The organism is Brevibacillus sp. FSL L8-0520 (assembly GCF_037963895.1).
GTDB lineage: Bacteria > Bacillota > Bacilli > Brevibacillales > Brevibacillaceae > Brevibacillus > Brevibacillus borstelensis.
Genome location: NZ_CP150171.1, coordinates 233,944 through 246,675, shown reverse-complemented (window position 1 = coordinate 246,675; position 12,732 = coordinate 233,944). Strand labels below are relative to the sequence as shown.

19 protein-coding genes are annotated in these 12,732 nt (G+C 47.5%); 3 read left to right on the top strand and 16 right to left on the bottom strand.

Annotated features, from left to right (window positions below; translation table 11 throughout):
• Positions 1-41: 41 nt before the first annotated feature.
• The 5 genes from NSQ24_RS01400 to NSQ24_RS01380 form a co-directional block, all read right to left on the bottom strand.
• Positions 42-950 (bottom strand): minor capsid protein, encoded by a 909-nt coding sequence (locus NSQ24_RS01400; RefSeq protein ID WP_339167073.1) that lies wholly within the window; start codon positions 948-950, stop codon positions 42-44.
• The gene (locus tag NSQ24_RS01395) at positions 947-2,497 is read right to left on the bottom strand and encodes a phage portal protein (RefSeq protein ID WP_339167072.1); all 1,551 of its coding nucleotides are present in this window, start codon (positions 2,495-2,497) and stop codon (positions 947-949) included. Before NSQ24_RS01395 ends, NSQ24_RS01400 begins: the two co-directional genes overlap by 4 nt.
• 200 nt (positions 2,498-2,697) lie before the next feature.
• Positions 2,698-4,101 (bottom strand): terminase family protein, encoded by a 1,404-nt coding sequence (locus tag NSQ24_RS01390; RefSeq protein WP_339167070.1) that lies wholly within the window; start codon positions 4,099-4,101, stop codon positions 2,698-2,700.
• Entirely contained in the window at positions 4,098-5,231 is a 1,134-nt protein-coding gene (locus NSQ24_RS01385) for a terminase small subunit (protein WP_339167068.1), read from the bottom strand. Before NSQ24_RS01385 ends, NSQ24_RS01390 begins: the two co-directional genes overlap by 4 nt.
• Before the next feature lie 61 nt (positions 5,232-5,292).
• Positions 5,293-5,616, bottom strand: coding sequence for a hypothetical protein (locus NSQ24_RS01380; RefSeq protein ID WP_339167066.1), 324 nt, complete (start codon positions 5,614-5,616; stop codon positions 5,293-5,295).
• Between the two features lie 112 nt (positions 5,617-5,728).
• On the opposite strand from NSQ24_RS01380, the gene NSQ24_RS01375 reads away from it, so the two are divergent.
• Positions 5,729-5,920, top strand: a complete 192-nt coding sequence (locus NSQ24_RS01375; protein ID WP_339167065.1) for a hypothetical protein — start codon at positions 5,729-5,731, stop codon at positions 5,918-5,920.
• A gap of 375 nt (positions 5,921-6,295) precedes the next feature.
• Here NSQ24_RS01375 and NSQ24_RS01370 read toward each other — a convergent pair whose 3' ends face one another.
• From NSQ24_RS01370 to NSQ24_RS01330, 9 genes are all read right to left on the bottom strand, one after another.
• Complete coding sequence (locus NSQ24_RS01370; RefSeq protein ID WP_339167064.1) at positions 6,296-6,742, bottom strand: ArpU family phage packaging/lysis transcriptional regulator; 447 nt, start codon at positions 6,740-6,742, stop codon at positions 6,296-6,298.
• A gap of 122 nt (positions 6,743-6,864) precedes the next feature.
• Positions 6,865-7,371, bottom strand: coding sequence for a hypothetical protein (locus tag NSQ24_RS01365; protein ID WP_339167062.1), 507 nt, complete (start codon positions 7,369-7,371; stop codon positions 6,865-6,867).
• Between the two features lie 259 nt (positions 7,372-7,630).
• Positions 7,631-7,963, bottom strand: coding sequence for a hypothetical protein (locus NSQ24_RS01360; protein WP_339167060.1), 333 nt, complete (start codon positions 7,961-7,963; stop codon positions 7,631-7,633).
• Complete coding sequence (locus NSQ24_RS01355) at positions 7,947-8,219, bottom strand: hypothetical protein (RefSeq protein WP_339167058.1); 273 nt, start codon at positions 8,217-8,219, stop codon at positions 7,947-7,949. The genes NSQ24_RS01360 and NSQ24_RS01355 overlap by 17 nt, the downstream gene beginning before the upstream one ends.
• 12 nt (positions 8,220-8,231) lie before the next feature.
• A complete protein-coding gene (locus NSQ24_RS01350; RefSeq protein ID WP_339167056.1) occupies positions 8,232-8,429 on the bottom strand; it encodes a hypothetical protein in 198 nt (65 codons plus the stop codon).
• 271 nt (positions 8,430-8,700) lie between these two features.
• Complete coding sequence (locus NSQ24_RS01345; RefSeq protein ID WP_339167054.1) at positions 8,701-8,949, bottom strand: hypothetical protein; 249 nt, start codon at positions 8,947-8,949, stop codon at positions 8,701-8,703.
• A 40-nt stretch (positions 8,950-8,989) separates the two neighbouring features.
• Positions 8,990-9,262 carry a hypothetical protein gene (locus tag NSQ24_RS01340; protein ID WP_339167052.1) on the bottom strand — a complete coding sequence of 91 codons (273 nt, stop codon included), beginning with the start codon at positions 9,260-9,262 and terminating at the stop codon, positions 8,990-8,992.
• Positions 9,263-9,294: 32 nt separating this feature from the next.
• Positions 9,295-9,882, bottom strand: a complete 588-nt coding sequence (locus NSQ24_RS01335; RefSeq protein WP_339167050.1) for a hypothetical protein — start codon at positions 9,880-9,882, stop codon at positions 9,295-9,297.
• Positions 9,883-10,138: 256 nt separating this feature from the next.
• Positions 10,139-10,576: a hypothetical protein gene (locus NSQ24_RS01330; protein WP_311068179.1), complete on the bottom strand. Its 438-nt coding sequence runs from the start codon at positions 10,574-10,576 to the stop codon at positions 10,139-10,141.
• A 354-nt stretch (positions 10,577-10,930) separates the two neighbouring features.
• Between NSQ24_RS01330 and NSQ24_RS01325 the strand changes: the two genes are divergently transcribed.
• The gene (locus tag NSQ24_RS01325) at positions 10,931-11,170 is read left to right on the top strand and encodes a helix-turn-helix transcriptional regulator (protein ID WP_122958954.1); all 240 of its coding nucleotides are present in this window, start codon (positions 10,931-10,933) and stop codon (positions 11,168-11,170) included.
• A 34-nt stretch (positions 11,171-11,204) separates the two neighbouring features.
• On the opposite strand, the gene NSQ24_RS01320 is transcribed toward NSQ24_RS01325, so the two are convergent.
• Positions 11,205-11,747 (bottom strand): site-specific integrase, encoded by a 543-nt coding sequence (locus tag NSQ24_RS01320; RefSeq protein ID WP_122958953.1) that lies wholly within the window; start codon positions 11,745-11,747, stop codon positions 11,205-11,207.
• 61 nt (positions 11,748-11,808) lie between these two features.
• On the opposite strand from NSQ24_RS01320, the gene NSQ24_RS01315 reads away from it, so the two are divergent.
• The gene (locus NSQ24_RS01315; RefSeq protein WP_122958952.1) at positions 11,809-12,027 is read left to right on the top strand and encodes a hypothetical protein; all 219 of its coding nucleotides are present in this window, start codon (positions 11,809-11,811) and stop codon (positions 12,025-12,027) included.
• Between the two features lie 167 nt (positions 12,028-12,194).
• Here the strand turns inward: NSQ24_RS01315 and NSQ24_RS01310 are convergent, their stop codons facing one another.
• Complete coding sequence (locus NSQ24_RS01310) at positions 12,195-12,725, bottom strand: Holliday junction resolvase RecU (protein WP_339167046.1); 531 nt, start codon at positions 12,723-12,725, stop codon at positions 12,195-12,197.
• Between the last annotated feature and the right edge of the window lie 7 nt (positions 12,726-12,732).

The following is a 12,732-nucleotide window of genomic DNA, read 5'->3' as shown; positions in this document are numbered from 1 at the left end:
TTCAAGGCAACAAAAAAACACCTGATAATTATTAGGTGCGTTTAGGTTGCTATTCCCTTTGCTTTTGCCCATTCTTCGTAGTTGCGAGCCGATGTATAGCCGCGCTCGTTCCCGATTCGATATGCACGCTCCCGTTCCAACTTCTCCAGCACCTTCGACTTCATGACAGGGCGCCAATATGATCGGCAGTTAGGGTGATTCGGGATACGCTCTCCGTCTCGACCGGGGGAATTGGCGGTATCGTAATCCAAAGGAAATCGCTTCCCGTCCAGCTTTCGGCACTGAGAGGAGGTTCGCTTGTCCAAAGTGGCACAAAATTCTTTCTCACTGACGATGTCCGAATTGGCTTGATAGGCTATCGTTTGCCCTTGCGCTGCTGCCCGGTTTAATTCTGTTCTGGCCAATCGAAGCGCGCTTGACCAACTCTCAGACGTGCGCATGGTGATTTCCTTGGCTGTTCGAGATACACCCCAGCCCTGTACGGCAGCCTGGGTTATGACATCTTCCATGGATGCTGCGAGCAAATCTGTTCGCATCCGTATCCTTTTGGAGAAGTGCCTACCTTCCCACGGCCTTTCGATTGCGGACACTATCATGTTCGGATTAACCTGCGGTAGGGTAACACTAACCTTCAGATCCTGCTCTAGGAAATACAGGTGATTGTATACGCTCAGCTTAAACTCTTCCGTCCAGGTGCTCCGCAGTTCCTGTTCTTCTTCCTGCCCCAACTCGCGCAAAATCCCCCGGATGGTTCCCATGATGATATCAAGACGGGAAGCGTTATAGATCAACGAGACCAAATCCTCACCACTCTCGGCAAACCTGGCATACAAGTCGTTAATCTCGCCAATGATTCGGGCATTCGAACGATTAAACAGGCCGCGCAGTTTCTTTCCGTGCTTGGCTATTCGCTGCTCGAGTTCTTCCTGGTAGCGTTCCTCCCTACTCATGAAGCATCACCTTCGTGTGAATCTCCACCCTCAACCGGTAAATTCTCCTCGGGCAGTTCGTCATCGGGTTCTATGGCATCAGGGTCCAGCATCCTCATTCTGCGGGCAGCCTCTTCTTCTTGTTCGGCCAGCAGTTTTTCGCGTGAGGCTTTCGGGTCATCCACAAATGGCAGCAATGCCAGCCTTTCTTCGTGGGAGAGTTGGCCAATCAGTTTGCCCACGATCTCGACCATTTCAACCAGATTGACTGGCATGTTTTTGCTGAACTTTACATCGACAACCTGGTAATCCCACTGTTTTCGATACTTCTGATTCAGCATGCCTGTCAGAATCCGAATTCGATTCCGAAAACCTTTTCCGTACTGGCGCATTTTGATACCGGCCTTAATGTCGGCGTGGTAGAAGATGATCTTGAGTGCAATACCCGACGGCGCCGTCCCGACCTGATCCGGTCTGAGGTGTGGTGTGCCTGTTTGATCCAGGAGAGATTCGATCAGCCGATTGATGGTGTTTTCCTCATGTGTATCTTGAAGGTCCCACGTGATCGGGACTGCCTTACCACCAATAAGGATTTGAGAGGTTGCCCACATTTTTGCAAGATACTGTTTTTTCCTCTCTGTGTCGGTGATCAGATTCCCCTCTTCGTCATAAAGTAGTAACTCGTCTAAATCGAGGCCCTCAAACAACACCTTCGGATTCTTGAAATACTCCTGTACATCTACTTTTCCAGTGACAGCTTTGTTGATCGCGTCCATCAACGACTTCAGATCAGCCAGATCTCCCGTTCCTTCAATTAATCCATCATCGCGGTTCGCTTGGTGTTTCCGCCTCCGATTCACGTAATGTGTCCAAGGGACTACGGGTTTCTGAATGAACTTCCCGTCTTGATCCTTCGCGTGAACTGTGATTTTATGCGGAACGGGGTTTAACTCGCGGCTCGTATCCAGAACGAGCCGCGCCCCCTCTTGGCGGAGATACGTAATATCATGATCGTCATACACCTCGACGATCATGGTCTTTTGGTTACGAGAGACATCTGTCAACGTGTAGTACCGTATAACCGCGATCAGTTTGGCTTTTACAGTCGTGTCGTACACGGCGATGCATTCGTCTGCCTTGAATTCTGTAATACAGATTTGACCGTCCTCATCAAAGTAGTAGTATTCAAACACTTCGCCATCAATCGATCCGTCCTCGATGATGTCATAAGACAAACTTTCCTCATCGTTGTCCACCAGAACCGTTTGTAGTTTTTTGATGAACTCATCCGCTTCCTCCCCTGCTTCATTTGCCGAGTAACGGATTGGGTTACTCGCGATGTATGAGGTGCCAAAGTCGATGATCTTCCGTGCAAAGTTTAGTGCGATTTTGTTATTGGGTTTCCCTTTCTCCTCTGCCTTACGGAGAATATCCTGGTCTCCGTCCACGTACTTTCGCATCAATGTGTAGTCCCGGTTTTTGTGCTTGGAGATCAGATCCAATACCCACCGCCACGAATTATTGGCTTTGTTCTCTTCAAAGAACTGCTCCAATAGCATCGTTTGCATGCTTTTCACCTCCTTCTACTGGGTCCCGATAACATGTATTATGTTAAGTAGCGTTCAAAACTTGATTTTCGGCCAAATTCAGCCATTTTCGGAGATTATTCCTCTTTCGTTACCTGCAGAATGTCCACCACCCGAAGACAAAACAGCATTTTTAGGTAATATGCACGATCTCCATTTTGCTCAGAATTACTCCGTTTTTCTTACGCTGCTTTGTCAGCTATTTTCCAAGGAATTACCTTGAATCTGCCGATCAGCAGTTGATGGAAAACCTTACTGTTCCACACTAGGTAACGAAGCGCATCCATTGAGTGATCGTTTTCCTTCATTGGAACCTCTGCTCGGTCACCAGTTACCCCTTCAGGGTACCGATAATTGGTCAATTCTTGGATGATTTCTTTTAGGTGATCCGAAATGAAGATATTTGGCCTGCCGTTGTCACTCTTCACTTTGAAAAGCGTAGCGACTGCACGGATACCTTCCCTCAAATGCTTCTGAGCAGCCTTTGCTGGCAGCCCATTTGTCTGATACGTCTTGATGTTGCTGGCATCTTCCGAATCACACCAAAACAGCTTAATCTTCCACTTTTTCATGAGGTCCTTGTCCTTAGCCACCCAACAATCAGGACTGCCGGGCACAAGAATCTCCATCTGTGCCTTATATATGGCATCGACGATCCACAGTTCTCCATTGGCTGTCATGGCTCCTACCAAGGTAACGCCCGGATTGGTGAAGCCCCAATCTTTCCCCGCCTCAACGTGTACGAAATGACCATCGGCAAATTTTTGTTCACACAACGCCCGTGGCACCACATGTATTGAGCGGTCAAATTCTTCGTAGACCTGCCCGAAAAACACATCAAACCGGGCAAAAATCTCCCGGTCAACATATCGCTTCGGCATTGTATCAATCATGCGCTGTATATTCTTCTGCAGCTCCGGTAAAGGATTATCCTTGCTGGTCCAATAGAAATTCTGCCATTCGGGATCGTCTCGGTACTCGTCAGGATGACCACCTGCTTGGGTATGTTGGCCGTTTAGAACGATATCGTGATAGAACCAGTTCATACCTTCGGGCGTGGTCGTCCAAACGCTCCAGCCGCCTTTATCCGCGAGAGCATAGGAGAGATATCCACTCCATGTTTGCTCCTTCATCTTGGACGCCTCATCAAGCCACACGCCGTCCAGCCCTTTACCAACGAGCGTTTTCGGATTGTCCGCTGATTTAAACTGGATAAGCACCCAGCCCTTCAGCCAGATACGGTTCTTCGACGCGTCCCAGCTCTCGATCATTTCCTCCGGGATGACCGCCGCCAGCTCTTCCTGCTGAATCTCGGACATGGCATACGTTGGCGACACACACCAATATTCAAGGCGCGGCTTCGGCTTTTTCATGACTTTCAGATTGCGCGGCGGTTTGTATGGAAGGCCCTTGCCTCGCTCCAAATCAGCCAGTATGTTGTCAAAGAATTTTCGCGCGCCTACATTGGTTTTTCCACCGCGCCGACCGCAGTTCATGACGATGTTTCTCGCGTCGCACTGCATGACTTCGACTTGTTTATCGTGTGGTGTCCATCCCTCGAATGGATCAACGTACACAGTTTTCATGTCGACCACCTCCTCACCGCAACCTCTGTCGGACGCTCGTCATCGCCGGACTGGAGCTTACCTACCTCCATCTTCAACTTCTCCACCCGCAGGCGCTGCTCTTCGGTCATGAAGCCGAGGTACTTTTCGAGCTTCTCCAGCGCCTTCATTTTGTCGTGGAGTTTGACGCTCACGCCGTCTTTGCCTTGCTTGACTTCGCTGATGATTGTGCCGTCGATACTCTCGCTGTCCTTGAAGTCTACATAGTTCACCACTTTGGTTACCGGATTTCCTGCATCATCTGTCATCGGCCCGAACATGGTCATGACCGGGACTTCTTTTTGTCCGAACTCCAACAAATCAGTAATATCAGCGAAGGCGATCTTCATGTACTCCGCAATGATGCGTTGCACACTCACGCCAAGCTCATCGGCCATCGCTTCCTTCTGGCGCTTGATTTCGGCCTGAATCTGAGGTTTTCTCAAGTTCTCCCAGCCGATGGCGTACGCTGTTTTCTTGCTGTAGCCGACAGCCATAGCAGCGCGGGTCGCGTTAAAGTCCCGGAGATACTCCAAAACAAAAAGCCTCTGCTTTTCAGTCAGAGACCCGTCTTCGTTATCTATTTCTGGAGGCGGATCTTTCCGTTCCTCTTTCTGTTTGGAACGTTCCGTAACTTTTGGAACGTTTGGAGCGTTCCGTTCCGATTGATTGGAACGTTCCGTTGGTTTTGGGGAAGTATATTGACTTTTTGGCGGAGGATTGGGTGCTTCCTTCAAGAACACTTTTCGCGGAGCGCTATCCTCGAAAGGACCAACGACGCCGTTCCGCTCCATCTGCTCAATCAGCCTTGCTGCGCGTGTGTACCCAATACGCATGCGGCGCTGCAACAGACTGACTGTAGCCATTTGTGCTTCCACAACGATGCCTACTGCCTGATCGTACAACTCGTCGACTTCCGGCTCATCCTCAACAGCCAGAGCTTCTTGCGGATTATCTACCGACAATGACCATTTGTCCTTGTTTTTCCAGCCCCGGACCGTGCCTTCTGAGATACCGAGCTGATCCGCAATATCCTTCAGCTTCGTTTCGCCGTTGGAACGCTGCCATATCTCGAATGCTTTATCGCGGTTGGGGTCTCTTGCTCGCGCCATCTACATCATCACCACCACCTATTGAGTTTGTTTTGGAAAAGAAAAAGCACCGCGTGGGTGCCTATACTTGCGCTATTCTTGCTTCTATTGTGGTTAACAAGCGCTCAATTTCATTTACTCTTGCTTGAATTTCTCTATTTTTTATTTTGAAATCTGCTTCTTTTTGCTCTAGCGTCGCCCTTGCTCCACTCGCTTGTTTGCTAAAAGATTCGGCTGCTTTGGGGTCGCTAATCCTCCAAGACCAAGATGCAACTTCTAACGTGTCAAGACGGATTTTTAATCGTTCAACCTCTTCCTTAACCTCATTATTTATTTTTTCCAATTCCTCTTTTTCTACTTTTAATTCAACCTTCCATTTTTGCAATTCGTTGAGTTCCACTGACATAGTAACACCTCCTTTCACCTACATAGTTCGGCAAAAGGAAGGTATTCCCTGTTACTTTCTTACTAATTTTCAGGACTCTTTCTCCGATAACTTAAAGAGGGGGAGTGAAAATATGCCGGAAATAGAATTACTTACTGATAAGCTTGTTGGTGAACTTTTAACCTTTGTTTTATGGACTCTAGTCCCTCTTTTTGTAACAATGTTTGCGCTTGTGATCTTTTATCCACGCATCAACAAACGCCTTGCTACGCTGGTATCATTTTTGGTTGCTTTTGTGTTTTTCTTTATTCGGTTTGGAAGCTAGTAAAAATGCCCGCCCCGTTTCCGAGGCGGTAATGGAGGGGTGCGTGAATCTCGAATATGAGATGCACGGAAAGAGGCGCGACCTACCTCTTGCTTCGCGTCCCCTTGCGCTGCATCTCCTGTTTGCGTAACCACTTTCGTCTTTCTTTCTCTCTGTGTCTTTGCACGCAGTCTTCCCAGTCGACTAACTTTCCTTCGGGTGTTGAAGGCATCGTGATCTTGACTAAAGTCATTCCCATGGTTTCACCCCACGTAAAAAGCCACCCAGTTTCCCGAGTGGCTCGTCCTTTTATTTTACACTACCATCGTATCACCGGATTAACCAAACAACACGCCAATATCCCGCCAAAAAACCGCCATTTTGCCGCCACGATTTTTACGCACTCTCTTGCTCGACCACCTCAAGCCGCAACATTAGCGCCAGCATATAGAAAGCCCTGGCCTTCTCGCGCTCGTATGTCCGCTTGCTCATGTTCAGTTCACCGCATATGACGTAATCTACGGCATCCTCAGACTCCAAATAGCGTTTTCTTATGATTTCCCTTTGCTTGCTCGCAAGACGGCTCACCGCCCATTCTACGCGCTCTGTGAGCGTTTTAATTCTCTCCTCTTGGTCAACGTTCCAGGTTGCGCATGCTTCGGCTGGTGTGCTTGTTTTATTGGTCTGGCCGTGGAACCTTGGTTCATACGATGGTGTGCTGCCGATTTCCCGTCTTACAAACCCGATCTGGTTGTATACTCGCGCAGTCTCCAGGGCTTCCTCAACCCTTCTCTGTGTCTCTTTACGGTCGATTTTCGGCAGGAATGACATTTGTGTGCTCATCTTCGCTCCCCCTTCGCAGGTTGCCCATGGTATAATTTTCTTGGCGTAGAAAACGTTTGGGCTCCCTGAAATGGGGGGCTATTTTTTTGTTTTTATACTCGCGAAATATTATGTTAAATCTCCTAACGTTTGTTATCTTTGCTAACGTCACTTCTTTTGATTGTTATCCACTCATCAAGTCGCTTTTCTTCTTCCCGCAATCGATCCACTTTTGTTTCGCGTTCGGCAACCTCGTTTTGCATGTATACCAGCTTTGCACGTTGTTGTTCAACTTGATGTTCGAGAGACTTGGAAGCATCGTTCAAAGCTTGATTTTGTTTCTGCATTTTCTGTAACTCATCCTGTAGGGTCCTGAGGTGATTTTTCATGCTGTTTATCTCGGCTTGCAGCGCACCTTTAGTCTCTGGTGTGTTTTGGACAACAGACCTATGGATCTCACTCAAGACTTCTTGATTGACCGCCCATCCACGCTCAGCGGCCGTAAACAGGATGTCCTCAAGATTCCAAAGCCTACCACAAGACAGAACTTGCACGGGGTCAGGCAGGATGTTTCTGCTCGCATAGACGCCTGCCTTCCCCTTTTTCCACCCGAGTAACTTTTCGATCTCAGCATTGCTCACCATGATCATGATCATCTCTCCCTGTCGTTATCTTTGATAACATTATAATTCAAACTGTTATCAATTTCAACTATGGGGATGATCACAATTTCTCTTATGTTAAATCACCGCAGCCGCTTGTGCCCCGACAGGTCCTTGAGACAATGTTTACACAACTGAACCCCGGTCTTTTCGGCGTATAACGGCGGAATTGCGTTGTCGTATGCAAACTGAATGGTCATCTTGCTCTTATGGCACCAAGAACATTTTCCTCGTCCGATCAACCCTTTCATACAGACACACCCTTCGCCTTCAAATACGCCAGGCATATAGCGTGCGGAGCTGTCGGTACAGCTTCTACTGCTTCATGATGAATCTGATACTCACCGTTTTTAAAGATACAACTAACGCCATAATAGCCACCGTTCAACGCATGAGAATATTCAAGATAAATCTCTTCTTTCCGAGCCTCCTCCACCAATTCTCCCATCTTCCTCCAATCAGTGGAATAATTCCGAATAAGGATCCATCCATCGTTTTCTTTCAAGTGCTCGATGAACCCGGGCTCCCATCCTTTGAGCGCTCCAGCAACTAAGGCATCCAACTCACGTCCTGCTTGCATCAGATTCACCTTCCCCAGCGTTATGACTTGCAATCAGCCCTGTAATAGTTCCGTCCGTTCCTTCTGCTACCCATTCATCGCAGGAATCGTTTGGTCCGGTATCTCGCCAACCTGCTTCACTCATCTGGCCATTCTTCCAGCAGCCGCCTCCGATTAACCAATGTCCGCAACTCCAGCAGTTCTCGCCCTGGGCATTATCTTCTTCTGACCGAAATCCCCGGTGCGTTTCTTCAGTCACTTCAAGTCCTGCTTGCATCCCGTTCCCCTCCTACTTGACTTGCTTAATCAAGAACCCATACATCTCCATGTAGCCGTGAAAGATGTGTTTTTCTCCGTCTGCCATGGTCAAGTTGATTCCATTTCGCGTTCTTCGGATCTTGGCCCCGATATCCTTTGCGACCGCCCGGCATTCCCTTTGCGTTAGCTTGATCTGCATAAGATGAGCTTGACTAAGGTTTGCAATCACTATTTTCCCTCCCGTTGTCTATTCGATGCCAACGATTAATGTTGTTCTCTATATTCTGGATCATCGTGCAGATTGACAGGTAAACCATGATTGCCATGTATTCCTCGATGCGTTTCAATTCGAATCGTTTTGAGTAGATCGGGCCCAGACGCTTTTTCTCAGCTTTTAATCTCCCTAGTGACATGCTTGCCAAGTCGTCCAGTACTGGGATGTCTTGTCCGTCAATCCGGATGTACATCTGGTCATCCCTCTTCTCACAAGTAATGATGTGTTAAACACCCATCTTTTCTTTCAGCCTGGTCAATTGGGTGATAACCGCATCAATTGACTTAGGATTGGAAAAAGTCAGGTGTCCAAGCGTGCCGTTTTCAATTTCTTCATCCGTAACATCACAATCAACATCCACTGCTACAGGATAAGTTACGTTCCTTTTCACAAAAGCAATTCCGTTCTGCTGCTTATCCTCTCGATCCGAGCAAAACATAACCGCGATGTCACCTTTGCCCATGGAAATTAGCATTTTTATTTCCTCCCTTTTGCAAATCGTGTGTTTTGTTCAGTCATTCATGCCAGCAAAGTAACACGGGCCTTTCATAAACAAAGTCGTCACCCAACATTTCATCGACAAACTGCCCGAATGTCATGGTTTTGTAGTCGCCTGACTCAGTTTCAAAGCGCCCAACTTCATCCATTGCGACTACACTCACCTCTTCGATAGTCGCGTGAAATTCTTCATCGACGCGAGAATTGTGGTCTTGCAACGCCTCTTCTGGAGTGCGTGCAATGATATACTCCGCATAATCCTCTTTAACTTGGAACAGTTTGTATTCCATTCGCTTTTCCTCCCCGTTTTTCATAATTACCGTTAATCATCCGAATCTGCACCCCAGACCTTCAATTCACCTGTTTTGTGGTCTACATAGATGCGGACATATACTTGTTCATCCCACGAGATGCTTTCACCAACTAGCGTCATTTCACAATGCGGGCAAGAATCTAATTCGTGCCCATCGATCTCATGAAAAGGCTCATCACAACGTGGGCAGAACGATTTGTTCACTTCAATCAGTGTATTACTGGTCTTGTACCAGTCGATTTCAGGCTTAACAACGCTCTCAAACCGTTCCAACTCTTTCAGAAGCCTCTCGGCATCCAGTGCCGTTCCCTCGCCGTTCAGGACCCGGTGGCGCAACTCATCGTCTATCGGCCCCCACTGTACAAACTTTCCACTTTCGTAGTTATCTGCGTACCCTTCGTGAAATGCCAAAGCTAGGATGCAAATGAACTCATCGTCACCACCGTATTTACGAATCGTTTCGTCCGAGACACCAACGTCATTCAGTTTCTTGCGGTTTTCCTCGTTGTTAGCGACCAGGATATAAGCGTCTTCCCCACCGTTAATTTCCGCTACTTCCAGGCTGTTCAGAACGGCCAAAACTGCTTGTTTATTCATCGTTCTTTCCTCCCTTTTCTGAGTAACTATTGTGGTTAATTATTTTTGAAGAAGTACCTATTGCAACGTCTGCAAAAATTAAAGGATGGGTACTTCACCAACTCATGTCCTTTTACAGAACAACGAAGTAAGATAAACCAATATCTTAAGAGCAGGAACGGATACAGAATAATGACCATTATTGTGAATCTCTTTCCACCAAAATCGTTCCAACCGATCATCTAACGCACCTCCCTCTTATCTGAATAACTATTTGTTAAGACCGCCATAACCCGAGTTCTTTCAACGTGTTGCGGGCAAGTTCCCAATCACTCAATCCGATCTCTCTTCCGTCACTAGCGTACCACCGTAAAGCATGGACAAGTTTCTCGTATCCGGCTCCCGCAGCAGCTACCACCCGAACGTTCTCAGCTTTCAGGCGTTCGTTTTCAGCACTCAACTGCTTAATCTTATTCAAAAAACGTTCGCAGTCAGCTTCCATGTCCTTCTCGATCTGCATGTAAGACTCGATCGCTTTTACCAGGGCTTCGTTTTGTTCGTTTGCTGCCTTTTCGGCGCACAGTAAACGCATTAACGCCCTGTGTACTGAGCCATGCGGATTGTGATACGGCAAAAGAGTCTCGATATCCTTACGCTCCTCTTCTCTGAGCGGTCGATCCCACCCAAATGCCTTTCCTTCAGAATAGATGCTCATCCTTTCCCCTCCTGATAATCAAACTGAGCATTTTGTTAAGCCGGGCGGTCTGGACCGCCCGTTTACTTTGCAGGAAATACTGCGACTATCGAACACAGTTTCTTGTTATGAACTTTTGGCGATCCGATCTTCCCGTTATTCCACAAGGTTAGGTCTGTCGTCTCTACCCAAATTCGTTTGCCTTTCTCATCAAGCATCAGAACATACCATTTTTCCATATCTCATTACCTCCAACCGTCTCGTTTTGCGAGTCATTTATTGTCTTAATAATACAATGTCTCGTTTTGCGAGTCAATATCCTTTTGACACTTTTTCCGAGACAGTTTATACTTCCTATAAAAGGGGGGTTGGCCAATGAGATTATGTTCGAATCTGAAAACACTTGCTGAAACAAAAGGAGTTTCCATTCGTGCGATCGCGCGCGATATAGATTATCGTCTGGAATCCGTCCGCCTCTTGTACAACGACGAGATGGAGCGATATCCGCGCGATTTGCTCACAAAGCTTTGCACTTATTTCCAATGCAGCATTAGTGATATTTTGATTTTTGAAGATAATTCAGTAGATCAGGTTTCAGCCGAGGCAGGTCAGTAATGGCCTGCTATTTTACATAATTGAGATTGTGAAACTATAAGCTGAATCCATCCACGGCCTCGTCAATCAAATCCTGCGTGATTCCTATATAGCGCAGCGTGATCGCCGGGTGGCTGTGATTGAATATCATCTGCAGCGTCGCTATGTCCCTTGTCCGCTGATAGAAGTGGTACCCAAACGTCTTCCGCAGAGTGTGTGTGCCAACTTCGCTCAGCCCGATCTTACGGGCAGTTCCGTTCAGAATCTGGTAGGCCCGAACCCTCGTTATCGGCTGAGGCCTCTTTGACGACGCGAACAAGAACTCCTCATCGTCCATTCCCTGGGTGTAGCTTCTGATTGCTTCTTGTAACTGCTGGTTTAACTTGAATCGTTTTCGCTTTCCAGTCTTCTTTTCTGTAATCAACAGGTGTGACTTGTTACGCACATCCTCAACCTTCAAAGGCAGAATATCCGAAATCCGTAGCCCTGTGTTGATGCCGAACATCAGCAAAAATCCGTTCCTTGCCGATTGCTTTTTCAATAGTGCTTTCAGCTCTTCCAGTTTTGCTTTATCTCTGATTGGCTCAACAAAGTTCATACTGATCCCTCTTTTCTTGTCTCATCGGCCTGTGCTAAGCTTCCTGCAGGAGTGTGATCACATGGAAAAGTCTTTTTACTTTCCGGTACCTTGGGGAGACGTAACTTTTTTGAAAGAAGCTTTGAATACAATGGAGCTGCCTTTCTCTATAGAGCAGCCTTCCGATCGCTTGGAGTTAGCCGCTGGTGAAGTGGGGATTGTCTTCCCAGACCTCCATGTTCGTCAATACAATGCTGTCCGTGAGCTGTTTGGAGAGCATGGAAAACGGTATCCAGGGTGAACTACCTCCGTCCATTCCAAGACGGCCGGCCGCCGCCCACTTTGTAATTGTTTAGGCGACCGATTCCGCTTTCGTTCCTTGCCCATTCAGCTATTTTCCTTGGGACAATTACAGGTGCCTGACGCTTTGGCTTTTGTGGATTGCTCATCTTCCACACGCTCCCTCTTTTACGCCGCCTCGCCTATTAGCTTGTCTACCCATAGCAGGTAATCCAGCGCGGCCCTTTTTGTGTTTTGTACGGCATATGCGTAGTACTCGAAATCGTCTTTTGGAATGCTTTTGCGTCCGCCAGTTTGGGCGTGAAGCATGTAGTGCCGAATCGTTGACAAGGGGACAAAGAATACTTCTTGTGATTTCGCGAACTCAATTAGGAAGAAGCAAATAGCCCCCTGTTGTTCGGCCCTTTCCAAGTGAGTGATTTGATGATGCTCAATATTATCCAGGGGGAAACGAGTCTCTTCTCGGGTAGATTTAGCCTCGAAGTAAATTGCTTTTCCTCGGTACACCCCGTCATAATCCACTGTCGATTTTTTCTCAAAGGTTGCAATGAAGTGGAATCCCTGTTTGCGGAGGGGCTTCATAGGTGTAGGGCGTTTGTGAATAAGCGCGATACCGGCCCGTTCGTACTGGAGATTCGTGAAGTTCAAGAGTTGTTCAAATGCTTGTCCACGGTTCGCTTGGCTTGTCCGAATTCCCATGCTTTTC